This window comes from Streptomyces albiaxialis (assembly GCF_039530985.1).
Classification (GTDB): Bacteria; Actinomycetota; Actinomycetes; order Streptomycetales; family Streptomycetaceae; genus Streptomyces; species Streptomyces albiaxialis.
This window is the reverse complement of record NZ_BAAAPE010000009.1, coordinates 1-23,933: the sequence shown is the minus strand read 5'-3', so window position 1 is coordinate 23,933 and position 23,933 is coordinate 1. Positions and strand designations below refer to the sequence as shown.

The window sequence follows — 23,933 nt, the reverse complement described above, 5'->3', positions numbered from 1 at the left end:
GGTTGTTGGGCCGTGACGAGCGGCCCCGACGCCGGTACGGAAGAGCGGAGCGCGCCATGCTGGACCCCCTTTCCCTGACCGCCATCACCGCGACGCTGGGCGCCGTCGGAATGGGGATGGCCAACGAGGCCGGGAAGCAGGCGTGGGAGTCGGCGGGCGGCCTCGTCCGCCGTATCGCCGGGCGCGAGGTGCCCGCCCCCGACGGCCCCCGCGACCTGGACGCCCTCGCGCACACCGTCCACGACGGAGTGCGGCGCGACCCCGCGCACGCGCGCGCCTGGCTCGCCCTCGCGCGCGGCGTCCCGGACCTCGCGCACGCCCCGCGCCCGAGACCCGAGTTCCCGTCCTCCACCCGCTTCTTCACCGACCGCGAGAAAGCCATGCGGAAGCTGGACCGCGAGGCGTCCCGGCGCGCCGACGGCCGCCCCAGGATCGCCCTGCTGCACGGCGGCCCCGGCATGGGCACCAGCGCGCTCGCCGTGCACTGGGGATGCCGCGAGGCGGCCCGCTTCCCCGACGGGCAGCTCTACGTCGACCTGCGCGGCTCCGCCACGGGCGGCGCGCTGGACGCGGGCACCGCGCTGCGTTCCCTGCTGCGCCAGTTGGGCGTGCCGGGCCCCGAGGTGCCGCCGTCCGCCGAGGACCGGATCAGGAGCTTCCGGGGGCTCCTCGCGGACCGCCGCGTCCTGGTCGTGCTCGACCACGCGCACTCCGCCGCGCAGGTCCGCCCGCTCGTCCCGGCGGCGCCGGGGGTGTTCGTCCTGGTCGTCGCCGCGGGCCCGCTCGCCGGGCTCGACGCCGTGCCCGTCCCGGTGGAGCCGCTGGAGGACCGCGACGCGCGGCTGCTGCTGACCGACCTCGTGGGCAAGGAGGCCGTGTCCCGGGCCGACGCCGCGCTTCCCGCGCTGCTCGCCCGCTGCGGCGGCTCGCCCTTCGCCCTGCGCGCCGCCGCCCCGGAGCTGACCGCGCCCCCGGCCCGTCGTCCCCCGGAGGCCCCCGCCGTGTCCGAACCCCCGCCCGGCGACCCCGTCCGCGCTGCGGCCGAGAGCGCGTACCGCTCGCTGACACCCGACGCCGCCCGCGTCCACCGGCTCATGTCCCTGCGCCCCTGGCCCGCGTTCGGCCCCGCCGCGGCCTCCTGGGCCACGGGGGCCGGGGAGGCGGCCGCCGGGGCGCTGCTCGACGAACTGGCCGCCGCCCACCTGCTGGAGCGCACGGACAGCGGCCGGTTCTTCCACCGTCCCGCCGTCCGCGCGCACGCGGAGGAGGCCGCCGTCCGCGAGGACCGCGTCGCGGGCTGCTCGGCCGCCGTCACCCGCGTCGTCGCCGGATATTTGCGGTTCACCCTCGACGCCGCGCACGCGGTCCTGCCCCAGAGCTGGCGAGTCCCGCCGCGCCCCGGGGAACTGCCGCCCCGCGTCCCGTACGCCCGCCCGGCCGACGCCGTCGAGGCGCTCGTCGCCGAACGGGGGAACCTGGTCCAAGCCGTCCATGCCGCCGAGGAGTTCGGCGACGCCGAGACGGTCGTCCTGCTCGCCCGTGCCCTGTGGCCGCTCCAGCTCAAGGCCGGGTACCACGACGAACTGCTCCCCGCGCTCCGCCTCGCGGCCCGGACCGCCGACACCCGCTTCCCCCGCTCCCGGACTGCCGGAGCCCTGCACGCGCAGGTCGCCCACAGCCTCACGGAACTGCGGCGGTGGGACGAGGCCGAGGAGGCGGCACGCGCCGCCGCCGAGAACGAGCGCGCCGCCGGGCACGCACGCGGCCACGCCTCCGCCGTCGAGTTCCTCGGGCTGCTCCGGCTGCGCCAGTGGCGGTTCTCCGAGGCGTACGCGTGCTTCGAGGAGTCCGGGCGGCGCTACGGCACCATCGGCCCCGACGACGAGGGCGCGGAGGACCTGGAGCGCGCCCACGCCCTGCTGGAGCGGCACCGGGGACGCGCGTTGCGCGGCCTCGGGCGGTTCGAGGAGGCGCGCGAGTGGCTGCACAGCGCGCTGCGGTGCTTCCGCGCCAGCGGCGACGCCTACAACACGGCCCGTACGCTGACCGACCTCGCGGACACCGCCGTGGACGCCGGAGACCCGGCCGCGGCGCCACCCCTCATCGATGAGGCGTCCGCGCTGCTCACCGAGGAGGGCGGCCACTACCACCTCGTCTACCTCCGCGCCCTGCGGGAGAGGTGCGTCAGCCCTCCACCGGCGTGACGGCCACGGAGTGGAGCGTCGCCCCGGTCCGTACGAGCAGCTTCGCGCCGCCGTCGTCGTACGCGGACAGCCACGCGTGCAGGGCCGAGGCCGCCGCCGACGGGTCGAGGTCGGCGCCCGGCCCCTCCGTGGCGAGGCGCAGGAGCGGGCCCGACCTGGGGCGGGCCACGCAGGTGCCGGGCCCCGTGGCGTACGCCGCGAGCGCGCAGTGCGGGTGGCGGGCCAGCACCTCGGCCGTCCAGCGCGCGGGGCCGCCCAGCCGGGGATCGTCGGCCGCGCCCTCCCGGAAGAGCACGTCGGCGAGACCGAGCGCCCCCTGGTCGCGGGTGTCCTCGTGCACGGCCGTGTGCGCCGCGCCGCCCCCGGCGCTCACCGCCCCGGGCTCCAGGCCCGGCTCCGCGTACCGCTCGATCGCGACCTCCCCGTCCCGCACCCGGGTCACCACCCGCAGCGGCGCGGTCCGCGACGGCGGCTCGTACGGCGGCAGCGGCAACGGCTCCAGCAGCGCCCGTGACGACGGCTCGGGGAGCCGCATCATCCCGTAGAAGAGCCGGCGCAGCCGCGCCGCCGCCTCCCCGGGCACCGAGGTCGTGAACTCGCGCGGACCGCTCGCCGCGACATGCCCCGCGAGCGCGGCCTCCACCTGCGGCAGCGGCGGCAGCGCGGGGTCGAGACGCGGCGCCGACCGCACGAAGTCGGCGGCGGGCGAGCCGGGATCGAGACCCTCCACGGGCGCGGCCCCCAGCAGCACGGGGGTGCCCAGCGCCGCCGCGTAGTACGTGACCGCCCCGTGGTCGCCGATCACCAGGTCCGCCGCCACGAGCGCCTGCCGCCACCCGCGCAGCGGGTCGATGAGCGTGAGCCCGCCCCGTCGGGCCCGGTCCAGCCATGCGCGGATCTGCCCCGGGCCGTGCCCGTGCCAGATGTTGGGGTGCAGCACGGCGACGAGCCGGTACGCGTCGGCGGGCAGCTCAGCCGTCAGCCGGGGCAGCAGACTCGGCAGCAGATCCTCCCCGCCGCCGTCCCCGAACAGGGACTCCGGGTTCCACGTGGAGTTCAGCACCACCAGCCGCTGACCGCGCCGTACGCCCAGCGCCCGGCGGAACCGCTCGCGGTACGGGCGCGCCGCCAGCATCCGGTCGAAGCAGGGGTCCCCGGCCAGCACGGCCGTGTCCCCCGCCTCGGGGCAGGCCCGCCGCAGCCGTTCGGCCTGCTCGGGGTGGGAGAGCACGAGGGCGTCGGCGAGAGGCTTCCCGTCGACGAGCAGCCACTCGGGAGAGAGCCCGAAAACAGGGGCCTGTGTCTGGTGTCTGGTGTCCGGTGTCCGGTGTCCGGTGTCCGGTGTCGCCAGCCTCTTAGTGTAGCCAATTCCGTGCGACAGTACGGCCAATTCGCCGGAGAATTCCCCTAGTCGGCCACCGAAACTGGCGGAGACGACGAGGTCGAATCTCGTCGTGAGCGCCTGTTCCCAGGGGATGACGGGAAGTCCGGTCTCCGCGAACAGTTCTCCGATTCCCGACTGAAAGGCGGACGAGCCCGTCGACGTCAGCAGAAGCTGCACCCGGAAGTCGTCGTGGAAGAGCGGGAGCACGTCCAGCAGGCGGCTCGCCGAGGTCACGTTGTGCACGACGAGCAGCACGCGGTGGCACCGTCCGCGCGTGGCCCATCGCGCGGCGTCGTCACCCACGGGGACCCGTATCCGGGCGGGCCGCTCCGCCGTCGTCATTCCTGCCTCCCGTAGTCCCGTCGCCCGCGTCGTCCCCGTCGGTCCCGTGCTGAGCAACCATAGCCAGGCGGGTATCGTGGATCACGGTGACGGCCTGGGCCGTCGCGCGGCGGTGGGGCCCGCCGTACCCGAACCGCGGCACAGGTGCCGCCAACGGTCCCTGCTTGCGGAGTGCGCGCCCGAGAGGCGCCCGGCGAGTAGGAGACGTATGCCCATGGAAGCCCGACTGTCACGGCCCTCCCGTCCGTCACGGAGAGCCGCCGCGCGGGCCCTGGCGCCCGTGGTGGCCGTCGTCTCGCTCGGCGGTGCCGTCGGCGCCGCCGCCCGGTACGGGGCCTCGCTGATCTGGCCGACCGAGCCCGGCGCCTTCCCGTGGACGACCTTCGGCGTGAACGCCGCGGGGTGCGCGGTGATCGGGGTGTTCATGGTGGTGATCAGCGACGTGTGGGCGGCCCACAGGCTGGTGCGGCCGTTCTTCGGCACGGGGGTGCTGGGCGGGTTCACGACGTTCTCGACGTACGCCGTCGAGGCCGAGCGCCTGATGGACGCGGGCGAGGCGCGCGCCGGGCTCGTATATCTGGGACTGACGCCGCTGGTGGCGCTGGCGGCGGTGTGGAGCGCGGTGGCGGCGACGCGCCGCGTGCTGGCACGGAGGGCACCGGGGGCACGAAGGGCATGGAGGCAGCCATGACGAGACTTCACGGACCGGCGCTGCGGCTGACGGTCTACACCGGCGAGTCGGACCTGTGGCACCACAAGCCGGTGTTCACGGAGATCGTGCACCGGGCCCGGAAGGACGGGCTCGCGGGCGCGAGCGTGTTCCGGGGCGTGGAGGGCTTCGGCGCGTCCTCGCTCATCCATACGCAGCGGCTGCTGTCGCTGAGCGAGGACCTGCCCGTGGCGGTCGTCGTCGTGGACACGCACGAGCGCGTCCGGGCGTTCCTGCCGCGGATCGAGGAGCTGGTGGGGGAGGGGCTGGTGACGCTCGACGAGGTCGAGGTCGTCCGCTACGCGGGACGGGAGCGGGACGAGTGAACTGGCTGCTCGTGCTGGCGGGCGCCGCGGTCGGCGCCCCGCTGCGCTTCCTCACCGACCGCGCGGTCCAGCGGCGGCACGACACGGTCTTCCCCTGGGGCACCTTCGCGGTCAACGTCCTCGGCTGCCTCGTGCTGGGCACCCTCACCGGCGCCGCCGCGGCGGGAGCCGCGTCCTCGCACGTCAGCCTGGCGCTCGGGACGGGGCTGTGCGGGGCACTGACGACGTACTCGACGTTCTCGTACGAGACGCTGCGGCTGGCGGAGGGCGGGGCGCGGTTCTTCGCCGCCGTCAACGCCGTCGCGAGCGTCGTCGCCGGACTGGGCGCGGTCCTCGTCGGGATCACGTGCGCCGAGGCGCTGTGGGCGTGAACAGCTACGGCCGCCCCGCCGGTACGGGCGCGTCCTCGTCGTCCGGCGAGAGCGCCGGCGTCTCCTCCAGGGGACGGCCGCGGCGGTACAGCAGCGCGGAGATCACCAGGCCCACGGTGAAGAAGGCCGCCGCCCACCAGTAGGCCGTCGCGTAGCTGTGCACGGCGGCCTCCGCCTCGACGTTCGGCTCGCCGAAGTGGTGCTCGGCGTAGTCGGTGACCGTACTCGCGGCCATGGTGTTGAACAGGGCGGTGCCGATCGACCCGCCGATCTGCTGCATGGTGTTGACGGTGGCCGAGGCCACGCCCTGGTCGTGCGCGGCCACGCCGAGCGTCGCCAGGCTCATCGCGGTCGGCATCACCAGGCCGAGGCCCAGGCCCAGCACGAGCAGCGGCGGCAGTACGTGCGCCGCGTACCCGCTGTGCAGGCCGAGAGCCGTCAGCCACACGAGTCCGGCCGCCGAGAGCCCCATGCCCAGCGGCACCACGGGCTTGGGCCCGACGCGCCGCAGCAGCACGTTCGTCGAGAACTGCGCGGTCAGCATCAGCATCCCGACCATCGGCAGGAACGCCAGCCCGGTCTTGACCGGCGTGTAGTCCAGTGTCTGCTGGAGGTAGTACGTCAGGAACAGGAAGACCCCGAACATGCCGACGCCCGCGATGAACACGCTGATGTACGAGGCGGAGCGGTTGCGGTCGCGCAGCACGCGCAGCGGCAGCAGCGGGTGTTCGGCCCGGGCCTCCCAGAGCACGAACGACGCGAGCAGCACCACGGCCGCCACGAGGAACGCCCAGCACGACCAGTCGCTCCACGCGTGCGTCTCGGCGTTGGAGAACCCGAACACCACGCAGAACAGGCCCGCGGCCACCAGCACCGTGCCGCGCAGGTCCAGCACGGGCCGCTCCGTCGGCACCCGGCTGCGCACGAAGACGAGCGCGCCGATCACCGCGAACACGGCGATGACGTCGTTGACGTAGAGCGTCCAGCGCCAGTCCAGGTGTTCGGTGAGGACGCCGCCGAGCAGCAGCCCGATCGCGCCGCCCGAACCGGCGATGGCGCCGAACACGCCGAAGGCGCGCGAGCGTTCGCCGGGGTCGGTGAACGTCGTCGTCAACAGCGAGAGCGCGGACGGCGCGAGCACGGCGCCGAACGCGCCCTGGAGCGCGCGGGCGGCGATCAGCATCGTGAAGCTCTGCGCCGCGCCGCCCAGCGCGGACGCCGCGGCGAAGCCGATCAGGCCCGTGATGAACGTCCGGCGGCGGCCGAAGAGGTCCGCCAGCCGCCCGCCGAGCAGCAGCAGACTGCCGAACGCGAGCGCGTAGGCCGTGACGACCCACTGCCGCCCGTCGTTCGAGAAGCCCAGGTCGCGCTGGGCCGAGGGCAGCGCGATGTTCACGATCGTGGCGTCCAGCACCACCATGAGCTGCGCGAGCCCGATCACGGCCAGTGTCCACCACCGGTGCGGCGGGTGTTCCGTGGCGCCGGAGGGGGACGGGGAGGAATTCAGGGAATCGCGCACCGATTCAGCGTGCCATCTCCGGTGGGAACCCGCCCGTCGTACATTTCCGGGACCAATTTCTTGGGACCTTCTGCGGATCCGTTTCCGCCTTCCTTTCGCGGAGGGATCATTTCGGGGCGCGAAAGGAAAGCGGAACGCGGATAATACGCCCGGACGTGAACGCGGACGTGGACGTTCACGCGGGCGCGGGCGCGGGCGCGGGCGCGGACGCGGGCCAGCGGGGCGGGGTCACGCCAGCCCCGCGCCCGCCGCCGCGCGCAGCTCCGCGCGCGTGTCCGGCGGTACGGGGCGAGGGCGGCCCGGGCGGGCGGAGGAGGAGTGCCGCCGGGCCCGGGACGCGTAGGCGCGTAGGCGCGACGACGGCCCGGATCCCGACTGGGCGTACTGGCTGACCCCGGACGAGATGGAGATCGTCGTCGGCCGCCTCGACATCGCCCTCGGGCGCCCGCGCCAGGGCCGGGAGCGGCTGCGGGCGGCGCTGCGCGGCTGCGACCCGCGCCGGGTGCGCGAGACGCCGCTCTACACGGTGTGGCTGGCGCGGGGCCACCTGCGCCAGCACGAGCCGGCGCCCGCCGCCGCGCCCGCCCGGCGCGCCCGGGACCTCGGCGCGACGGTCCGCTCCGCGTACGGCGACCGCGCCGTGCGCGACCTCGACCGGCGGCTGTCCTCCGCCTGACCGGGCCCGCCGGGAAGGCCGGGGCGGGGGCGTTGGTTGAATGCCTTGTGATCAGCGAACGGGAGACCCCGTCCGGCACCGGCATGCCCGGCGCCGAGTGGGAGGAGCACCGGCCCGCCGTCTTCGGCGTGGCCTACCGGCTGCTGGGCAGCGTGGCCGACGCCGAGGACGTGGTCCAGGACGTCTGGCTGCGCACGACGCGGGCCCGGCTGGAGGACGTCGCGGACCGCCGGGCCTGGCTGGTGACGGTCGCGGCCCGGCGGGCGTACGACATCCTCAAGTCCGCGCGCGTGCGACGCGAGACGTACGTCGGCCCCTGGCTCCCCGAGCCGCTGCTGACGGGGCCCGACGCGGCGGAACCGGTGCTCGTCGACGAGTCCGTCGGCGCCGCGATGATGCTGGTCATGGAGGAGCTGACGCCGCCGGAGCGGGTCGCCTTCGTGCTGCGGGACGTGTTCGGGCTGGAGGCCGCGCGGATCGCGGAGGTGCTGGACCGCTCGCCCGCCGCGGCGCGCCAGCTCGCCTCGCGCGCCAGGCGCCGGATCGCGGCCGTGCGCGAGGACGGCACCGCCCCGGCCGCCCCGGCCGCCGCGGTCCCGCGCGCCGAGCGGGAGCGGGTGCTGCGCGCGTTCCGCGCCGCGTACGAGGCGGGGGACCTGGAGGGCCTGGTGCGGCTGCTGGACCCCGACGCGGTGTACGTCACGGACGGCGGCGGCGAGGTGTTCGCGGCCCGCAAGCCGATCGTCGGCGGGCGGCGCGTCGCGGAGGTCCTGCTGCGGGTGGGCCGCAGAGCGGGAGCGGACCGCGTCGAGCTGGTCGAGGTCGGCGGCGAGCCCGCGCTGCTGTTCCGCCGGGAGGCCCACGGCGGCGGGGCCCACGGCGGCGGGGCCCACGACAGCGGCGCCCACACCGTCGTACACGCCGTCGACACGGCGCTGATCCGGGACGGCCGGATCGTTGCGTACCGCCGCCAGCTTACCCCGTCGAAACTCGCCCACATCTGATCCGCCCGAGGCCGTCACACGGAGGGGTGCCCGCTCGTCTCCCTGGTGAGCACATCGACGACTACCGAGGAGACACGGACCATGGCAAGGATGGATCTCGGCACGGCGGCCCCGGAACCGTACAAGGCGTTCCGCCAGGCCGACGGCGCGATCCGCACCGGACCGCTCGACGCGGGGCTGCGCGAGCTGGTGAAGATCCGGGCCTCGCAGCTCAACGGTTGCGTGTACTGCGTGGACATGCACACGCGCGAGGCCCGGAGCCTGGGCGAGCGCCAGGACCGGCTCGACCAGCTCCCCGTGTGGGAGGAGTCGGAACTGTTCGACGCGAAGGAGCGGGCTGCCCTCGCCTACACGGACGCGGTCACCCGCGGCCCCCAGGTCCCACAGCCGCTCTGGGACGAGCTGTGCGCCCGGGTCCCCGACGAGGCGGAGCGGGGCCACCTGGTCGTCCAGGTCGCGCTCATCAACGCCCTCAACCGGCTGGGCGTCCCCCTGGAGATGAAGCCGGCCCGCACCGCCGACTAGGGCGTTTGCGGCGGACCATGGTTGCCCTCTGATGAGGGCTGGGCAAGGGGCTGCCCCTTGCCGTGCGTCGCAGACCGCGGCCGTCGCCATGGCCGAGCGCGCAGTTCCCGCGCCCCTGTCGGGGCACCCCTGACACGGCGCTGCGGGGAGTGCCCTCAAGGGGCGCGGGGAACTGCGCGAGCAACCGCCTCCAGCCCGCAGCCTGCAAGGCACGGCAAGGGGCAGCCCCTGCCCAGAAGCCACAGCAGAGGGCAGTCAAGATCCGCCGGACGCGCAACGGCCGCCAACTGCCATACAGGACAGGGACTTTCGGCCAACGTCACGTCCCTCATCCCCGTGTCTTCCGGGGCGGCGGTGACCGCAATATGCTCCTGCGCCTGCGGGGCTTACTCGCGGTAAGCCCAGAGGAGCCGGGGAGGGGCACGATGGGTCGGGGAACAGGCGCGGGTACGGACAGACGGACGTTCGTGACGGGGGCCGGGGTGGTCGCGGCCGGCGCGGTGGCCGGAGGAGTGGCCACCTCGGCCACCTCCGCCGCCGCCGCGCCGGAGGGGCCGGGCGGCCCGGGCGGCAGGGCCGCGCCCACCGTCGCGGTGCTCGGCGGCGGCGTCGCGGGCCTGACCGCCGCGCACGAACTGGCGGAACGCGGCTTCGCGGTGACGGTCTACGAGCGCCGGGCGCTCGGCGGCAAGGCCCGCAGCATGGACGTACCGGACAGCGCGAAGGGCGGGCGCAAGCCGCTGCCCGGCGAGCACGGCTTCCGGTTCATCCCGGGCATCTACCACAACCTGCCGGACACGATGCGGCGCATCCCCTTCCCCGGGAACAAGCAGGGCGTCTTCGACAACCTCGTCGCGCCCCGCGAGATGATGTTCGCCCGTACGGGCCGCGAGGACCTGCGCTTTCCCGTGCCCTGGCTGGGGGACGGGGGAGGGGAGCCGCCGGAGCTGACGCCGGACGAGATCCGGCGGATGCTCACGGCCCTGCTCGACACCGCGCTGCACCTGCCCGCGCACGAGACGGCGTACTTCGTCGGCAGGGCTCTCGTCTTCCTCACGAGCTGCGACGAGCGGCGCGACAAGACGTGGGAGGAGACGCCCTGGTGGGAGTTCGTCCGCGCGGAGAAGATGTCGAAGGACTACCAGCGCATCCTCGCCATCGGCGTGACCCGCAACATCGTGGCCACCAAGGCCGAGGAGGCCAGCACCCGCACGGTCGGCACCCTCGGTGAGGCGTTCGTCTTCAACTCCCTGGGCCTCGGCGCCGACGGCCCGCCCGACCGGATCCTCGACGCGCCGACCAACGAGGCCTGGATCGACCCCTGGGTGGACCACCTGAAGTCCCTCGGCGTCGACTTCCGGATCGGCTGGGAGGTCGAGTCCGTCCCGTACGCCGACGGCAAGGTGCCGCATGTCGCGGTCAAGGACGCGGACGGCACACGGCGGAACGTCACCGCCGACCACTACATCTGCGCCCTGCCCGTCGAGCGCGCCCGGAAGCTGTGGAGCCGCGAGCTGCGCGCCGCCGACCCGCAGCTCGCCCGCTGCGACAAGCTGCGCACGGACTGGATGACGGGCATCCAGTTCTATCTGACCGAGCGCACGCCCATCCTGCACGGGCACCTCAACTGCATCGACTCGCCCTGGTCGCTCACCGCCATCGCGCAGGCCACCCACTGGCCCGACCGCGACTTCCCCGCGGACTACGGCGACGGCAACGCGGCCGACTGCCTCTCCGTGGACATCTCCGAGTGGGACAAGCCCGGTGTCCTGTACGGCAGGACGGCCAAGGAGTGCACGCGCGAGCAGGTCGCCAAGGAGGTCTGGGCCCAGCTCAAGGCGGCCCTCAACGACACCGGCAAGACGGTCCTCAAGGACAGCGCCCTGCACTCCTGGTTCCTCGACCCGGGCGTCGACGGCATCGGCACGCCCCACCCCACCAACGAGGACGAGCTGCTGATCCACCCCGTCGGCACCTTCCACAACCGGCCCGACGCCGCGACCCGCGTGCCCAACTTCTACCTCGCGGGGGACTACGTCTCCGTCGACATCGACCTGGCCACCATGGAGGGCGCCAACGCCTCGGCGCGGCAGGCCGTCAACGCGCTGCTGGAGCGCGCGGGCTCGGACGCCGAGCGGTGCACGGTCGAGCCGCTCTTCCGCGCCCCGGCGATCGAGGCGCTCAAGCGGCACGACCGTACGCGCTACCGGCTGGGCCTGCCCAACCTCTTCGATCTGGGCTGACGCCCACCCCCGTCGGGCGTCAGCCACGTCTGTCCCGGCCCCCCGGGCGCGTCAGCCGGCGGGCGCCCGGCGGATCGGGGCCACGGTCTCGACCGGGTCCTTCGTGAGGAAGTCGAGCACCAGCCGGTTGACCAGCTCGGGCTTCTCCTGGGTGAGGAAGTGCGAGGTGCCGGGGACGAGGGCCAGCTCCGCGTCCGGCAGGGCCTCGAACATCTCCGTCATGTGCGCGAGCGTCACCAGGTCGTCGTCGGCGAACATGACCAGCGTGCGCGCCGTGACGGCGGCCAGCTCGGAGGCCTGGAGATCGGGCTCCCTGGCCGCCATCTCGCCGATCTTCGTCGCGACGACCTCGAAGTGCTCCTCGCCGTCGGGCGACACCTCCCCGTAGGCCGGGCCGAGGAACCGGGCGATCTCCTCCACGTCCCACTCCGTGCCCTCCGGCTCGGCCGACCCCGCCTTGTTGAAGCCGCCGCTGATCAGCACGAGCCGCTTCACGAGGTCGGGCCGCCGCATCGCGACCAGCATCGCGGTGAACGCCCCGTCGCTGTGCCCGACCAGATCGGCCGGGCCGCCGATCACCTTCTCCAGGAAGGCGATCGTGTCCTCGGCCATCAGCCCGTACGTGATCGGGCCCGCCACGTCGGGCGTGTGGCCGTGGCCGCGGCGCTCCGGGGTGTAGACCCGGAAGTGCTCGGCCAGCGGCCCGAGATTCGGCTCGAAGAACCGGGCGTCCACCAGCCCGCCGTGCATCAGCACCAGCGGCTCGCCCTCGCCCGCCTCCCCGTACCAGGTCCTCACCGCACCGAGCTGCACGTACGTCCCCACGGCCCCGCTCCTTCGCCGTTCCCGAATCAGCCAGTGGTCCGCAAGGTATCCCGGGCCACTGACAATTCCACGCCTTCGAGTGAGCCCGGGGCGCCGGACGTATCGCCCAGGGTGCGGGGGGCAGGAACGGAGCGCTTGATCACGCACGACCGTGATCCCGAACTCACCTGAGAGAAGGGAACCTTCATGAGGCTGCGCACCACCGTGGGCACCGGTCTCGGCGCCGTCGCGCTGGCTCTGGCCCTGGCGGCCCCGGCCGCCGCCGCGACCGGCACGTTCAGCTACGTCTACGACTCGCCCGCCGGCCCGCGGATCGGGGTCCTGCACGACCCGCCCAGCCGCCAGTGCGTGACCCTGCCCGAGGCCGCCGCCCCGTGGACGCCGCCCGCGCACACGCCGAGGAACCGTACGGACGCCACCGCCGTGGTCTTCACCGGGCCCGACTGCACGGGCGACCACTTCAGCATGCGCCCCCACACCGGTTACGGGACGGAGCGCCTCAAGGTGAGGTCGGTGGTGTTCTCCTGAGCGGCGCCGGCTGAGCGCTCGTCGAAGAAGGGGGTCCGGGACGGCACCCTGGGGCGGCTCTCCGCGGCACGCGCCGCGGCGGGCCGCCCCGCGCGCGTACGGGCCGGCTCGTCGTCGCCCATGATCAGCATCGGGTCGAACATCACGACCACGCCCGCGATGACCAGGAAGCTCAGCGGGCCGATCAGCATCGGCAGCATCTCCACGGCGGGCGAGCCCCCGACCGAGCGCGGCCCGGTGATCTCGTCGACGCGCACGCTGACCGCCGCCATGCCGGTGTAGTGCATCCCCGTCACGGCCACGCCCATGACGACGCTCGCGCCCAGGCTCGGGAGGAAGCCCCGGATCGAGACGGCGGCCCACAGCGCGGCGGTCGCCGCCACGATGGCGATGACGACCGACAGGGCGACCGTCATCGGGTCGTACTCCACCTGCCCGTCGATCCGCACCGCGGCCATGCCGAGGTAGTGCATGGCGGCGACGCCGAGGCCGGTCAGGACGCCCGCCGTGAGCAGCACGGCCGGTGCCGTGCCCCGGTAGCCGACCATGAAGACGCCGACCGCGACCACCACGACGGCCACGATCAGGCTGAGGAGGGTGAGAGGCGCGTCGTAGCTGAGGGAGACCTCCTGGACCTGGAAGCCGAGCATGGCGATGAAGTGCATGGTCCAGATGCCGCAGCCGATGGACGCCGCGCCCAGCGCGAGCCATCCCGGTTTCCAGGTGCGGTCGGTGCGCAGCGACCGCACCGTGCAGCGCAGCCCGAGCGCGGCCCCCAGGCACGCCATGATGTAACCGGCCACGGGGGTGACCAGGCCGTAGTGGAAACCGTCGATCGTGCCTTGCATGCGTGAAGACCCTTAAATGATCACTCAGGGGGGAATTGGCCGGAGATGCCGCGAGGGCACGGGCCACTCTAGCGGCGATTTCCGGCCAACTTTTCACGGCGATGTCCTGTGCTCCGGCAAAGCCGCCCCTCCGGCGGGACGCCTCTGGTAATGCGTGCGCCCAACGAGCTGTCCGCCGAACGGTTTTGCGGGCCTCACCGGTTCGGCGGGGGAGGCCCCCGACCCTCATCATGGCCTCGTGAACCTCGTGCTGACGATCTTCGCCCTCGCCCTCGCGCTCTCCCTGACGGTCCTCGTCGTCACCTGGTGCACGGTCCTCGCCGCGTTGCGCGAGGGCCTGGCCGACGAGGAGGAGCCGTGGGGCGACGGCACGTATGACGACGAACGGGACCGGGGCCAGGGCCGGGATCGGGAGCGGGACTGCGGCGATGACCGGGAGCGTGGCCATGACCGGGACGCGTGCCTTGCCGGTGCCGGTCGCGAGGCGGCGGGCCGGGGCTGATGCCTGCCGTCCGGTGGCCGGATCCGGACGGTGTGCGCCTCTCGCGCCCGGGCACCCGTACCCGCGCGTCCCGTGAGGACGCCGCCCCCGGTGGCCTGGGGCGAGGGTGCTCTCCCTCACCTCCTCCCGTCCCGGGCCACTGTCTCCCCCCGCCCGCGCGCCGCCCGTCCCGGGCGGCGTGTTCGTACGCCTTCTCGCGCGCGGGCGGTGCATATATCCGCCGTGGCGGGGATAGTTGAGGAGATAGGTCATGGGCTCGCCCGCGCGCGGCCCGTGACGTCCGACCGCCGCCGGATGGCTCGGCGACGGTCGGACCCGGCCCGGGGCGCGGCAAGGCCCCCCCTCGCGCCCCAGGCCGACCCGATCCCTCCCCTCCGAGGCGTGGGGAAGGGCTGCCGGGGCGCTCGCTCGTCACGGGGTGGAGCGCGCCCGGTTTCGGGAGTCAGGAATGCGCCCATGGCGACACCGCGTCGGCCACCGGCGCGCGTTCGCCGGGGACCGGGGCGAACCGCCTGTGACCCGCAGTGTATGTACGACTTCGCTGTGCTGCAATAAGGACGTCCGGACACGGGATCTTCACGAGCCCTCCGCAATTCGCCGTTCCGGGTCCGTTCGCGCCCGTACGCTGCGTGCGTGACGTCCTCCCTCTGGCGGCTGAGCCCCCGTACCCACGACTTCGCCTCGCGGGAGGCGACGGCCGCCGCGTGCGTGGCCGCGGTGGCGGGCTTCGCGCTGGACGCCGGGGCGGACGAACTCACGCTGGACAACCCGATGGCGGAGGGATTCTTCTCCTTCTCCACGCGCGGCGCGTGGCGCGGGAACGGGCTCGCCGGGCTCTTCCCCGCCGACCTGTCCGGCTACCACGACGGGGCGCGCGTCCCGCTCGCCACGGGCCTCGGGCTCGTACGCGCCATGGTGCTGCGCGAGGGAGCCTGGTGCCGACTGCGCGGCGGGGGAGGGTTCTTCGCGCACGTCGGAGAGCACGCCGAGATCCACGTCGGTGCCGCACGCGCGCTGGACGGGGCCGCGGCACGGGCCCGCACGCTGGGGCTGCGCGCACAGAAGGCCACGCGTTCGCCGTACGACCCGGAGTCCGACACCCTCGACGTACGGCCGCCCGCCGACGACGCGTTCTGGGCGCGCGTGCGCCGACTCGTCGCGGAGCGCGGCGCGGTGCTGCTGGAGGAGCAGCACGCCGGGCACGCCCGGCGGTGGCACCGGCTCGCCGCGGACGGGGAGGCGGACGCCGTGCGCGGCCGGTTGGCGCCGCGCGCCAGGCTCGCGGTCTGGCCCGACCTGAGCGAGGACATCCGGGCCGTGCGCGCCGCCGTCCGCGCCTCGGAGCGCCTCGCGCTGCTCGTCCAGCGGGACGCCGACGGGCACGTCCGCGCCCCGCGCGTCGCCGAGCCGTGGATGGGGGCCGAACTCGCCCACGCCCAGATCCCCGAGGGCCCGGGCCGCCGCGCGGGGCTCGTGCCGCTGGGCGACCCCGCGCGGCACGCGCTGCTCACGGGCCTGGTGCCGGATGCCGACGGCGTCGTACGGGCACGCTGGCGCGCCGACCGTACGCCCGCCGACGAACGGCGGGCGCTGCTGGGCTCGTTGCGGCCCGGGGACGTCGTCACCGGCACCGTCGTGAGCGGGCTCGACGACGTCGGGGTCCATGTCGATCTGGACCGCCCCCGGGGTGAGGGCCTCGGCTTCCTGCGCGTCCCGGAGATGGCCTGGGAGCGCTTCGAGTCCGTCGACGAGGTCGCCCCCGTCGGACGGGAGATCCGCGCCGAGGTCCTGCACGTCGACTGGTCGGCGGAGCGCGTGGGCCTGTCCGTCAAGGCGCTGCTGCCCGATCCGTGGGACCCGTTCGCCGCCGCGCACCGGCCGGGCGACACGGTGAACGGCACCGTCGTCGCGAGGATCCCGCCGGGCACCCTCGTACGCCTCGCGCCCGGCATCGAGGGCCTGCTCCCGGACGCGGACGGAACGGACGGCGCGGACCGCACGCCGGGCGCCGCGGTCCGCGTCACGCTCGCCGAACTCGACCGCGAGCGCCGCCGGATCCTCCTCACCGAGGCCGACTGACCGCCCCGCGCGCCGCCGGGGGCTACAGCTCGCGCTTCGCCGCGGCCAGGACCGCGTCCAGGAGGCCCGGGTAGAGGGCGTCGAGGTCGGTGCGGCGGAGGCAGTTGATCTTGGCGGTGCCCCGGTAGCACTGGTTGATCACGCCTGCCTCGCGCAGGACGCGGAAGTGGTGCGTGACCGTCGAGGGCGAGACCGGCAGATCGACCTCGGAGCAGGTGGCGCCGAGGCCCTCGCCCTCGCCGTGCGGGTCCAGGGCCGTCACGATGCGCAGCCGCATGGGGTCGGAGAGCGCGTGGAGCACGGTGGCGAGGCGGATCTCCTCCCGTGCGGGATGCGGGAGTCGGCGCACTGCGGTCGTCGTCGGCACCCCCTCATCGTACGACAGGCATCGAAGTTTGACAGGTGCCGTACTACGGTCGTTATCGTAATAAGCGAATCGATGAGAGGAGCGTTCCGTGAGCGCACTGTTCGAACCGCTGACGCTGCGGTCGGTGACCGTGCCCAACCGTGTGTGGATGGCGCCGATGTGCCAGTACAGCGCGGCCCCCGAGGGTCCCGAGCAGGGCGTGCCCACCGACTGGCACCTCGCGCATCTCGGCTCCCGCGCCGTCGGCGGCGTCGGCCTGGCGCTCTTCGAGGCGACGGCCGTGCGCCCCGACGGCCGCATCAGCCCGTACGACCTGGGGCTGTGGAACGACCGCCAGCAGGAGGCGTTCGCCCGCATCAACCACTTCCTCTCCCAGTGGGGCACCGTCCCCGGGGTCCAGATCGCGCACGCCGGGCGCAAGGCGTCCACCGAGCGGACCTGGGTACGGCGCGGCGCGCCCCTCGCGCCAGGGGAGGACCACGGCTGGCAGCCGGTCGGGCCCAGCCCCGTCGCGTTCAGCGACGCGTCCACGACGCCGGACGAGCTGACGCGCGAGCAGATACGGGAACTGGTCGGGCAGTTCGCCGAGAGTGCCCGGCGCGCGCACGAGGCGGGCTTCCGGACGGTCGAGATCCACGGCGCCCACGGTTACCTGATCAACGAGTTCCTGTCGCCCTTCAGCAACCGCCGCACCGACGAGTACGGCGGCTCTTTCGAGGGCCGCAGCCGCTTCGCGCTGGAGGTCGTCGACGCGGTGCGCGCCGTATGGCCCGACGAACTCCCGCTCCTCTTCCGGATCTCCGCGACCGACTGGCTCAGCGAGAACGCCGAGGACGGCCGCGAGGGCTGGACCGGCGACGACACCGTCCGGTTCGCCAAGGAGCTGCACGCCCGCGGCGTCGACCTGCTCGACGCCTCCACGGGCGGCAACGCGCCCGACGCCCGTATCTCCCCGGCCCCCGGCTTCCAGGTCCCCTTCGCCGAACGGGTCAAGCGGGAGACCGGCATGCCGGTCGGCGCCGTCGGGCTCATCACCGAGCCCCGGCAGGCCGAGGACATCGTCGCCTCGGGCCGCGCCGACGCCGTACTCCTCGGCCGCGAGCTGCTGCGCCGCCCGTACTGGCCCAACGAGGCCGCGCGCGAACTCGGCGCCGAGCCGCGCTGGCCGGAGCCGTACCACCGGGCGGTCTGAGGCCGGACGGTCTGCGACCGGACGGTCCGAGCGGGTCCGAGGTCACGGCCGCGGGCGGCGCGCGACGCACACGAACTCCCTCCCCGGGCGGTCCGGCGCGTCGCGCACCTCCCCCGGCTCGTAGCCGCACGCGGCCAGATCGGCCTCGATCTCCGCCCGTTCGCGGAAGCGCAGCGTCGACCGCGAGGTGAGCGCCGCGCCGTCGGCGGCGAACACATACGTCCAGCGGAACGTCACCAACGGCCCCGCGACCTCCACGAGTTCCACCCAGCTCTCGACGGCGCCCACGCCGGGGACGTCCGTCACGGCGTACGAGTCCGCGCGGTTCCACCGCTCCCAGGCACGCCGGGCCGGATCGCGGCTCTCGAACACCAGGTGCCCACCCGGCCGCAGCGCGCCGTACGCGCCGCGCAGCGTGGCGTGCCAGGCGGGCCCTCCGGTGATCTCCTGGGCCACGTTCGCCGTCATCGTCACGAGGTCGGCGCGCAGCGCCGGCAGTGCCGTCGCGTCCCCGTGGACCCAGCGCACCCGCTCCGCGCCCGGCTTCGCCCGCGCCACATCGAGCGAGGCCGGCGCGGGCTCCACCCCCACGACCTCGACCCCGCGTGCCGCGAGCCGCAACGCGAACGCCCCCGTACCGCACCCGACATCCACGACCCGCCGCGCCCCGAACTCCTCGGCCATGGCGACGTACGCGTCCAGATCGCTCCGGTCGGGGTTCATCGGATCGTAGAGCGCGGCGAGCCTGGGGTCCTCGGACATGTCCTCAGTCTGTCCGACCCCGCGCACCGGAGGACAAGGGGACTCTTACGGTCGCGTCGCCGCGGCGGGGATGCCGGACTCCCGCAGCCTGCGGGCCAGGTGTTCCATCTCCGGGAGGGCCCCTCCACAGGGCTTGAGGGCGCGAGGGCGGGGCACTCGCGGGCGGTGGCCGGAGCGGTCGATCGTTCGCCGAGGAGGGACCGATGAACTGGCGGCAGCACGCTGCGTGTGCGCGGATGGACCCGGACCTGTTCTTCCCCGTGGGGTCGTCCGGGCCCGGGGCGCTCCAGCGCGAGCGGGCGAAGGCGGTCTGCCGCACCTGCCCCGTGATCCAGGAGTGCCTGGACTGGGCGCTGCGCGCGGGGGAGACGTCCGGCGTCTGGGGCGGCACCTGCGAGAACGAGCGCCGGGAGCTGGCCCGGCGCGCGGAACGTACGCGGCGGTACGCGGACAGGTGACGGCGCCCGGCGTTCGGCGCCCGGCGCCCGGCGCCCGGTGTTCGGCGGAACGGGCCGGACCGGGGTGGAACCGGGGCCGAAGCGGAGTGTCCGCCGGGCACGTGAGGGCACTCGGGCGCCATGAACACTCTGCTCCGCACCGTGACCGACCGCTCCCCGTTCCTGCTGGCCGAGGGGTACGCCTGGCTGCCGAACCGGATGCGCGCGAGCGCGGGGCCCGCCCTCCGCACCCGCGTCCTGGGCAGGCCCGCGCTCGCCGTCCGGGGCCCCGAGGCGGTGCGGTTCTTCTACGACGAGCGGAACGTCCTGCGGCACGGCGCCCTGCCGGGGCCCGTTCTGGACACCCTGTTCGGCCGGGGCGCCGTCCACACCCTCGACGGGGAGACGCACCGGGCCCGCAAGGAGCTGTTCCTGCCGCTGCTCGACGCCGGACGGGTCGCGGACCTGACCCAGGAAGTCCTGGCGGCCTGGGACGAGGCCGTGGCCTCCTGGGCCGCGCGCCCCGAGGTCGTGCTCCTCGACGAGGCGGGCGAGGTGCTCACCCGCGCCGTCCACCGCTGGACGGGCGTCCCGCTGGCGGAGGAGGACGCCGGTGCCGTGGCGGGCGACCTGGTGGCCATGGTCGACGGATTCGCCTCCCCCGGCCCGCGCCACTGGCGGGCCCGGCGCGCCCGCCGCCGCCAGGAGTCCCGGCTCGCGCGGCTCGTGGAGGACGTGCGCGCGGGCACGGCGTTCGCGCCCGACGGCTCGTTCCTCGACCGGGCCGTCCGGCACCGCGAGGCCGACGGGCGGCCGCTGGACGCGCGGACGGCCGCCGTCGAGCTGCTCAACGTCCTCAGGCCCACGGTCGCCGTCCGCTGGCTCGTCGCGTTCGCCGCGCACGCGCTGCACCGCCGCCCGGAGCACCGGGAGCGGCTGGAGGCCGAGGACCCCGCGTTCGCGACGGCGTACGCGCACGAGGTCCGCCGCTTCTACCCGTTCGTGCCGTTCCTCGGCGGAGTGGCCGCCACCGACCTGACCTGGCACGGCGAACGGGTCCCCGCCGGAGGGCTCGTCCTCCTGGACGTCTACGGGCAGAACCACGACGAGGAGCTGTGGGGCGACCCGTACACCTTCCGCCCCGCGCGGTTCCTGGAGCGGCCGCCCGCGCGCGACGAGCTGATCCCGCAGGGCGGCGGCGACCCCCGCACCGGCCACCGGTGCCCCGGCGAGGACCTCGCGACGGCGCTGGTCAGCGCCCTCGCGACCCGGTTCGCGCGGCTGGAGTGCACCGTGCCGCCGCAGGACCTGACGATCTCGCTCCGGCGCGTCCCGGCACGGCCCGCCAGCGGCTTCCGCGTCACCGACGTCCGTACGCCGGTGGCCGTCTGAGCGCGTTGCGCACTCTCGCGCGTCCTTGTTAACGTCCTGCGCGACATCTCACCGTAGGGTTTCCCGCCCTCGCCGATCAGCCTCCTCGCGCCCCATGGCGCCGGGAAGGTGGGAGTCACACCGCTTCTGGCAAAGGTGTGCGGCGATGGTTGCTGTGCCACGGGAAGAGGCGGCTCTCGAAGCCGCCGGTCTGGTCAAGAACTACTCGGCGGGCAGGAACAAACCCCCCGTCGAAGCGCTGCGGGGGCTGAGCTTCTCCGCCGCGCCCGGAACCGTCTTCGGGCTCCTCGGCCCGAACGGCGCGGGCAAGTCGACCACGGTGCGGATCCTCGCCACGCTCACGTCCCCCGACGCGGGCACGGCCCGTGTCGCGGGCCTCGACGTGGCGAAGGAACCGGACCGGGTACGGCGCGCCCTCGGATACGTCGCGCAGAAGCCCGGCACGGACCCCATGGCGACCGCGACGGAGAACCTGCTGCTCGCGGGCCGCCTCCACGGGATGCCGCGGCGCGCGGCGGCGGCGCGGGCACGCGAACTCCTCGACAGGTTCGGCCTGTCCGACGCCGCGGACCGCCCCGTACGCACGTACTCCGGCGGCATGGCGCGGAAGCTGGACGTCGCCCTCGGGCTGACGCACCGCCCGCCCGTGCTCTTCCTCGACGAGCCGACCACGGGCCTCGACCCCCGCGCGCGGAGCGAGATGTGGCGGGAGATCGCCGGGATGGCGGCGGACGAGGGGATGACCGTGCTGCTCACCACGCACTACCTCGACGAGGCCGACCGGCTGGCCGACCGGCTCGCGATCGTCGCGCACGGCACGGTCGTCGCCGAGGGCACCCCGGACGCGCTGAAGAGCGCGCTGCGCGGGGACGCGGTGCACGTGGAACTCGCCGCCGACGCCCGCAGCGACGCCCCCGCTGCCCGCGCCGGAGCCGCCCCCGACGCCCGCACCGGCGCCGCCCGCGCCGCCCTCTCCGCCCTCGAACGGGTGCCGGGGCTACGGGAGATCACCGTGGACGGCACCACCGTCCGGGGCCGTACGGACGACGGCGCGCGGGCCCTGCCGCCCGTCCTCGCCGCGCTCGACGAGGCGGGCGTCGCCGTCGCCTCCGCGACGCTCGCCCGCCCCTCGCTCGACGACGTCTACCTGCGGCACACCGGTCACACCCTGGAGGCCGCGCGATGACGACGGCAACGGGACCGACCGGGCTCGCCCACACCCTTCTCCTCACCGGCCGCCTCCAGCGCGGGCTGTGGCGGATGCCGGCCTTCCTCGTCATCGGGCTCGTCCAGCCGGCGATCTGGCTGCTGCTGTTCGGGCAGCTCTTCCGGGCGGTCGCCGACCTGCCCGGATTCGCGCGCGGGGAGGGCGGGTTCCTGGAGTTCCTGACGCCCGGCGTGGTGATGATGACCGCGCTGTTCGCGAGCGCCTGGGCCGGGACGGCGTACCTCCAGGACATCGAACGCGGCGTGCTGGACCGGCTGTTGGCCTCCCCGGCGAGCCGCGGCGCCATGGTGGCCGCGACCCTGGCCCACCAGGCGCTCCAGACCGTCGTCCAGAGCCTGGTCGTGGTGACCCTCGCGCTGCTCGCCGGGGCCCGCTTCGCGGGCGGCGTCACGGGCGTCGGCGTCACGGTGCTGGCCGCGACGCTGCTGGCGCTGCTCTTCTCGGCGCTCTCCGGCGCCGTGGCGCTGCTGACCCGCCAACAGGCGACGCTGATCGCGCTCTCCCAGTTCACCACCCTGCCGCTGATGTTCCTCAGCCCGGCCGTGATGGACCTGGACCTCGCGCCGGACTGGGTCGCCCGCGTCGCCGCGTACAACCCGGTGGAGTGGGCGGTCACCGCGGCCCGCGAGGCGAACGGGGCGCACCCGGACCCGTCCGTCGTCGGCATCCGCCTGGCGCTCCTCGCGGCGGCGGCCCTGGCGACGGCTCTCCTCTCGACGCGCGCGTTCCGCGCCTACCGGAGGTCCGCGTAGCCCGTCCCGCACGACCGGACGCGCGTCCCCGGCGGGCGGGGACGCGCGTCACCCGGACGACTGTTCCGGGCGGCGGCTCGGCGGGGGCGACACGAGTGTGGGCGGCGTGGACGCACGACGAGTGCCCGCACGCCGCGGGGAGGGAGTCGCGCGAAGGAGTCCTCGCCCACGCCGTCATCGCGGGAGGCGGCTTCGCCGGGCCGGCCACCGCACTCGCCCTCGGCTCCGCCGGATACTGGGCCGTCGTCCTGGAACGGAGCCCGCCCCCGCCCGAGGGCCCCCTCGCACCGGCCGCCGAACGCTGGTACCGGCCGACCGTGCCGCAGGCCGCGCACTCGCACAATCTGACGGGCCTCGGCGTCAAGGTGCTGCGTGCCCACGCCCCGCAGGTCCTGGACGAGGTGCTGCGCGCGGGCGCCGGATTCGTGGACCTGACCGAGAACATGCCCGTCGGCATCGGGGACCGCGCCCGCAGGAAGGGCGACGAGGAACTGGTCGCCCTCGGGTGCCGCCGTACGTCGCTGGAGCTGGCCCTCTACCGGGCGGCGCGCGCGGCGCCCGGCGTCGAGATCCGGCACGGCACGACCGTGCGCGGACTGCGGATCGAACGGCGGCCCGCGCGGCCCGTACGGGCGATGGGCGTGGTCGTCCAGGGCGGCCGTTCCGTGCCCGCCGACGCCGTGATCGACGCCACGGGCCGCCGCCGCGCCGCCGCCCGTACATGGCTCACGGACCTGGGCATCCCCGTGCGCGACGATCTCGAACACCGCTCCGACCTCGCCGTCTGCACACGCTTCTACCGGCGCCCCGGACCCCGCCCCCCTCCCGGGCGCGCTCAACAGGGGCATCGTCGCGGGCGGGGTCCGGGACCACTACGCCGCCTACATGCATCTCGGGGACGACGGCACGCACTCCGTCGTGCTGACCGTGCCGCCGGGCGACCCGGCGCTGCGCGAACTGCGCCACCCCGAACGGTTCACCGCCGCCGCCCGCGCCACGCCCTGGCTCACGCCCTGGGTCGACGGGGCCGAGCCGGGCCACGTCCCGGGGCCCGTCGGCGAGGAGGTCGGGGACGCCCAACTCGTTCACCGTGAAGAGGGACTGCGCGACGGGATACCCCAGGATCTTGTGCCCCAGCTCCTGGTTGGCCGAGGCCGGACCGGGCCGTGCGCCCTGCTCGGACATCCGTGCCTCCTGCGTCGGGGGTGTGTCGGAAGAGTCACGTACCTGTTCCCGTCACGCGGCTCCCGGTGCGTTCGGGACCAGGGAAACGTCATGCTTTCGAGCGACCCGAGGGCTGTCCGGCGCGGGATGTGCCGCGCGAGCTACCCTCTGGGTGATCCACACGGGGAGGGGACGGCGTGCGGGGACGACGTGTCAACGGGCGGTACGAGCTGCTGGAGCTGCTCGGTTCGGGTGGTATGGGGGAGGTCTGGCGGGCGCGCGACGCCGAGCTGGACCGCGAGGTCGCGGTCAAACTGCTCACGCCCGCGCGGCCGACGGCCGGATCGAAGACGAAGGGAAGCCCGTCCGACGGCACGGAGGGCACCGACGGTTCCGGCGGCACCGGCGGCTCCGGCGGCTCCAGCGGCTCCGGCCGGGAGACCAGCGAGGAGGAGCTGCAGGGGCGCTTCCAGCGCGAGGCCCGTGCCGCGGCGGCGCTGGACAGTCCGCACATCGTGGCGGTGCACGATCACGGGACGGACGGGGAGACTCCG

23 protein-coding genes and 1 pseudogene are annotated in these 23,933 nt (G+C 74.7%); 18 read left to right on the top strand and 6 right to left on the bottom strand.

Features of this window, described 5'->3' with window-relative positions:
* The first annotated feature begins 56 nt into the window (after nucleotides 1-56).
* Nucleotides 57-2,204: a tetratricopeptide repeat protein gene (locus ABD343_RS18130; protein WP_344529382.1), complete on the top strand. Its 2,148-nt coding sequence runs from the start codon at nucleotides 57-59 to the stop codon at nucleotides 2,202-2,204.
* Here the strand turns inward: ABD343_RS18130 and ABD343_RS18125 are convergent.
* Complete coding sequence (locus ABD343_RS18125; RefSeq protein WP_344529380.1) at nucleotides 2,185-3,930, bottom strand: hypothetical protein; 1,746 nt, start codon at nucleotides 3,928-3,930, stop codon at nucleotides 2,185-2,187. The genes ABD343_RS18130 and ABD343_RS18125 overlap by 20 nt on opposite strands.
* Nucleotides 3,931-4,144: 214 nt before the next feature.
* Here ABD343_RS18125 and ABD343_RS18120 point away from each other — a divergent pair, with 214 nt between their 5' ends.
* The 3 genes from ABD343_RS18120 to crcB are packed head-to-tail and all read left to right on the top strand — an operon-like array spanning nucleotide 4,145 to nucleotide 5,336.
* Nucleotides 4,145-4,621, top strand: coding sequence for a fluoride efflux transporter FluC (locus tag ABD343_RS18120; protein ID WP_344529378.1), 477 nt, complete (start codon nucleotides 4,145-4,147; stop codon nucleotides 4,619-4,621).
* Nucleotides 4,618-4,965 carry a DUF190 domain-containing protein gene (locus ABD343_RS18115; RefSeq protein ID WP_344529376.1) on the top strand — a complete coding sequence of 116 codons (348 nt, stop codon included), beginning with the start codon at nucleotides 4,618-4,620 and terminating at the stop codon, nucleotides 4,963-4,965. The genes ABD343_RS18120 and ABD343_RS18115 overlap by 4 nt, the downstream gene beginning before the upstream one ends.
* Entirely contained in the window at nucleotides 4,962-5,336 is a 375-nt protein-coding gene (gene crcB, locus ABD343_RS18110; RefSeq protein ID WP_344529374.1) for a fluoride efflux transporter CrcB, read from the top strand. Before ABD343_RS18115 ends, crcB begins: the two co-directional genes overlap by 4 nt.
* 4 nt (nucleotides 5,337-5,340) lie before the next feature.
* Here the strand turns inward: crcB and ABD343_RS18105 are convergent, their stop codons facing one another.
* Entirely contained in the window at nucleotides 5,341-6,855 is a 1,515-nt protein-coding gene (locus ABD343_RS18105; RefSeq protein ID WP_344529372.1) for a DHA2 family efflux MFS transporter permease subunit, read from the bottom strand.
* Between the two features lie 403 nt (nucleotides 6,856-7,258).
* On the opposite strand from ABD343_RS18105, the gene ABD343_RS18100 reads away from it, so the two are divergent.
* The 4 genes from ABD343_RS18100 to ABD343_RS18085 all read left to right on the top strand — a co-directional run bounded on the left by ABD343_RS18100 (nucleotide 7,259) and on the right by ABD343_RS18085 (nucleotide 11,303).
* Nucleotides 7,259-7,531, top strand: coding sequence for a hypothetical protein (locus tag ABD343_RS18100; protein WP_344529370.1), 273 nt, complete (start codon nucleotides 7,259-7,261; stop codon nucleotides 7,529-7,531).
* 83 nt (nucleotides 7,532-7,614) lie between these two features.
* Entirely contained in the window at nucleotides 7,615-8,535 is a 921-nt protein-coding gene (gene sigJ, locus ABD343_RS18095; protein ID WP_344529954.1) for an RNA polymerase sigma factor SigJ, read from the top strand.
* Nucleotides 8,536-8,616: 81 nt separating this feature from the next.
* Entirely contained in the window at nucleotides 8,617-9,060 is a 444-nt protein-coding gene (locus tag ABD343_RS18090) for a carboxymuconolactone decarboxylase family protein (protein ID WP_344529368.1), read from the top strand.
* A 425-nt stretch (nucleotides 9,061-9,485) separates the two neighbouring features.
* Nucleotides 9,486-11,303 (top strand): hydroxysqualene dehydroxylase, encoded by a 1,818-nt coding sequence (locus tag ABD343_RS18085; RefSeq protein WP_344529366.1) that lies wholly within the window; start codon nucleotides 9,486-9,488, stop codon nucleotides 11,301-11,303.
* Nucleotides 11,304-11,354: 51 nt separating this feature from the next.
* Here the strand turns inward: ABD343_RS18085 and ABD343_RS18080 are convergent, their stop codons facing one another.
* Nucleotides 11,355-12,128: an alpha/beta fold hydrolase gene (locus ABD343_RS18080; RefSeq protein WP_344529364.1), complete on the bottom strand. Its 774-nt coding sequence runs from the start codon at nucleotides 12,126-12,128 to the stop codon at nucleotides 11,355-11,357.
* Between the two features lie 186 nt (nucleotides 12,129-12,314).
* On the opposite strand from ABD343_RS18080, the gene ABD343_RS18075 reads away from it, so the two are divergent.
* A complete protein-coding gene (locus ABD343_RS18075; RefSeq protein WP_344529362.1) occupies nucleotides 12,315-12,656 on the top strand; it encodes a hypothetical protein in 342 nt (113 codons plus the stop codon).
* On the opposite strand, the gene ABD343_RS18070 is transcribed toward ABD343_RS18075, so the two are convergent.
* Nucleotides 12,611-13,504 carry an MHYT domain-containing protein gene (locus tag ABD343_RS18070; RefSeq protein ID WP_344529360.1) on the bottom strand — a complete coding sequence of 298 codons (894 nt, stop codon included), beginning with the start codon at nucleotides 13,502-13,504 and terminating at the stop codon, nucleotides 12,611-12,613. The genes ABD343_RS18075 and ABD343_RS18070 overlap by 46 nt on opposite strands.
* Before the next feature lie 238 nt (nucleotides 13,505-13,742).
* On the opposite strand from ABD343_RS18070, the gene ABD343_RS18065 reads away from it, so the two are divergent.
* The gene (locus tag ABD343_RS18065) at nucleotides 13,743-14,006 is read left to right on the top strand and encodes a hypothetical protein (RefSeq protein WP_344529358.1); all 264 of its coding nucleotides are present in this window, start codon (nucleotides 13,743-13,745) and stop codon (nucleotides 14,004-14,006) included.
* 633 nt (nucleotides 14,007-14,639) lie between these two features.
* Complete coding sequence (locus ABD343_RS18060) at nucleotides 14,640-16,085, top strand: S1 RNA-binding domain-containing protein (protein ID WP_344529356.1); 1,446 nt, start codon at nucleotides 14,640-14,642, stop codon at nucleotides 16,083-16,085.
* A 22-nt stretch (nucleotides 16,086-16,107) separates the two neighbouring features.
* On the opposite strand, the gene ABD343_RS18055 is transcribed toward ABD343_RS18060, so the two are convergent.
* Nucleotides 16,108-16,452 (bottom strand): ArsR/SmtB family transcription factor, encoded by a 345-nt coding sequence (locus tag ABD343_RS18055; RefSeq protein ID WP_344529354.1) that lies wholly within the window; start codon nucleotides 16,450-16,452, stop codon nucleotides 16,108-16,110.
* 88 nt (nucleotides 16,453-16,540) lie between these two features.
* Here ABD343_RS18055 and ABD343_RS18050 point away from each other — a divergent pair, with 88 nt between their 5' ends.
* On the top strand, nucleotides 16,541-17,644 hold the full coding sequence (locus ABD343_RS18050; RefSeq protein WP_344529352.1) for an NADH:flavin oxidoreductase/NADH oxidase: 1,104 nt from the start codon (nucleotides 16,541-16,543) through the stop codon (nucleotides 17,642-17,644).
* 42 nt (nucleotides 17,645-17,686) lie between these two features.
* Here ABD343_RS18050 and ABD343_RS18045 read toward each other — a convergent pair whose 3' ends face one another.
* A complete protein-coding gene (locus ABD343_RS18045) occupies nucleotides 17,687-18,406 on the bottom strand; it encodes a class I SAM-dependent methyltransferase (RefSeq protein ID WP_344529350.1) in 720 nt (239 codons plus the stop codon).
* A gap of 203 nt (nucleotides 18,407-18,609) precedes the next feature.
* Here ABD343_RS18045 and ABD343_RS18040 point away from each other — a divergent pair, with 203 nt between their 5' ends.
* From ABD343_RS18040 to ABD343_RS18015, 6 genes and pseudogenes are all read left to right on the top strand, one after another.
* Nucleotides 18,610-18,864: a WhiB family transcriptional regulator gene (locus ABD343_RS18040; RefSeq protein WP_344529348.1), complete on the top strand. Its 255-nt coding sequence runs from the start codon at nucleotides 18,610-18,612 to the stop codon at nucleotides 18,862-18,864.
* Between the two features lie 120 nt (nucleotides 18,865-18,984).
* Complete coding sequence (locus ABD343_RS18035) at nucleotides 18,985-20,235, top strand: cytochrome P450 (protein ID WP_344529346.1); 1,251 nt, start codon at nucleotides 18,985-18,987, stop codon at nucleotides 20,233-20,235.
* A 145-nt stretch (nucleotides 20,236-20,380) separates the two neighbouring features.
* The gene (locus ABD343_RS18030; RefSeq protein ID WP_344529344.1) at nucleotides 20,381-21,421 is read left to right on the top strand and encodes an ATP-binding cassette domain-containing protein; all 1,041 of its coding nucleotides are present in this window, start codon (nucleotides 20,381-20,383) and stop codon (nucleotides 21,419-21,421) included.
* Entirely contained in the window at nucleotides 21,418-22,215 is a 798-nt protein-coding gene (locus ABD343_RS18025; protein WP_344529342.1) for an ABC transporter permease, read from the top strand. The genes ABD343_RS18030 and ABD343_RS18025 overlap by 4 nt, the downstream gene beginning before the upstream one ends.
* Before the next feature lie 95 nt (nucleotides 22,216-22,310).
* Nucleotides 22,311-23,309: a hypothetical protein gene (locus ABD343_RS18020; RefSeq protein WP_344529339.1), complete on the top strand. Its 999-nt coding sequence runs from the start codon at nucleotides 22,311-22,313 to the stop codon at nucleotides 23,307-23,309.
* A 267-nt stretch (nucleotides 23,310-23,576) separates the two neighbouring features.
* Nucleotides 23,577-23,933: pseudogene (locus ABD343_RS18015) on the top strand (hypothetical protein); the annotation flags it as partial.

What these genes read in the sequence shown, in the direction of transcription:
- ABD343_RS18130 (WP_344529382.1), top strand. Translation starts at nt 57, where the DNA reads ATGCTGGACCCCCTTTCCCTGACCGCCATCACCGCGACGCTGGGCGCC.
- ABD343_RS18125 (WP_344529380.1), bottom strand. Translation starts at nt 3,930, where the DNA reads ATGACGACGGCGGAGCGGCCCGCCCGGATACGGGTCCCCGTGGGTGAC.
- ABD343_RS18120 (WP_344529378.1), top strand. Translation starts at nt 4,145, where the DNA reads ATGGAAGCCCGACTGTCACGGCCCTCCCGTCCGTCACGGAGAGCCGCC.
- ABD343_RS18115 (WP_344529376.1), top strand. Translation starts at nt 4,618, where the DNA reads ATGACGAGACTTCACGGACCGGCGCTGCGGCTGACGGTCTACACCGGC.
- ABD343_RS18100 (WP_344529370.1), top strand. Translation starts at nt 7,259, where the DNA reads ATGGAGATCGTCGTCGGCCGCCTCGACATCGCCCTCGGGCGCCCGCGC.
- sigJ (WP_344529954.1), top strand. Translation starts at nt 7,615, where the DNA reads ATGCCCGGCGCCGAGTGGGAGGAGCACCGGCCCGCCGTCTTCGGCGTG.
- ABD343_RS18090 (WP_344529368.1), top strand. Translation starts at nt 8,617, where the DNA reads ATGGCAAGGATGGATCTCGGCACGGCGGCCCCGGAACCGTACAAGGCG.
- ABD343_RS18085 (WP_344529366.1), top strand. Translation starts at nt 9,486, where the DNA reads ATGGGTCGGGGAACAGGCGCGGGTACGGACAGACGGACGTTCGTGACG.
- ABD343_RS18075 (WP_344529362.1), top strand. Translation starts at nt 12,315, where the DNA reads ATGAGGCTGCGCACCACCGTGGGCACCGGTCTCGGCGCCGTCGCGCTG.
- ABD343_RS18070 (WP_344529360.1), bottom strand. Translation starts at nt 13,504, where the DNA reads ATGCAAGGCACGATCGACGGTTTCCACTACGGCCTGGTCACCCCCGTG.
- ABD343_RS18045 (WP_344529350.1), bottom strand. Translation starts at nt 18,406, where the DNA reads ATGTCCGAGGACCCCAGGCTCGCCGCGCTCTACGATCCGATGAACCCC.
- ABD343_RS18040 (WP_344529348.1), top strand. Translation starts at nt 18,610, where the DNA reads ATGAACTGGCGGCAGCACGCTGCGTGTGCGCGGATGGACCCGGACCTG.
- ABD343_RS18035 (WP_344529346.1), top strand. Translation starts at nt 18,985, where the DNA reads ATGAACACTCTGCTCCGCACCGTGACCGACCGCTCCCCGTTCCTGCTG.
- ABD343_RS18030 (WP_344529344.1), top strand. Translation starts at nt 20,381, where the DNA reads ATGGTTGCTGTGCCACGGGAAGAGGCGGCTCTCGAAGCCGCCGGTCTG.
- ABD343_RS18025 (WP_344529342.1), top strand. Translation starts at nt 21,418, where the DNA reads ATGACGACGGCAACGGGACCGACCGGGCTCGCCCACACCCTTCTCCTC.